1 protein-coding gene is annotated in these 433 nt (G+C 63.5%); it reads right to left on the bottom strand.

Annotation, left to right across the window (positions count from 1 at the left end; translation table 11 throughout):
• Positions 1–433, bottom strand: a 433-nt coding sequence (locus NMG80_RS04540; RefSeq protein ID WP_254017030.1) for an efflux RND transporter periplasmic adaptor subunit, incomplete at both ends; no start/stop codon positions are given.

A 433-nucleotide genomic window follows, 5' to 3' on the forward strand; every position in this document is an offset into this window, starting at 1 on the left:
CGCGTCATTGCGGGAGATCTCGACGATCATCTGACCCGCGGCCACGACCTGACCAGGGTCCGCGCCAGCCGCCGTCACAATGCCGTCGTCAGGCGCAAGCAGCTGCGTGTAGCCGAGCTGGTTTTCAACGATCCGGAGATTGGCTTCAGCCGCCTGGACGGCAGCTTGTGCGCTCTGCAGCGACTTCAGCGCCTCATCGTACTGGGAACGGGTGGTAAAGCCCTTGCCGAGCAGAATACGGAAGCGTTCCTCTTGGGCCACGACCTGGACGAGCGTGGCCTTGGTCGCCGTGAGATCGGCCTGTGCGGCGGTCACCTTGTTGCGGTAATCGACGGCACTGAGCTCAGCGAGCTTCTGACCTTTCTTGACGACGGCGCCTATGTCGACATCGCGCGAGATGATCCGGCCACCGACCTCGAAGCCGACCTCGCTG

It is taken from the genome of Mesorhizobium escarrei (assembly GCF_935825525.1).
GTDB lineage: Bacteria > Pseudomonadota > Alphaproteobacteria > Rhizobiales > Rhizobiaceae > Mesorhizobium > Mesorhizobium escarrei.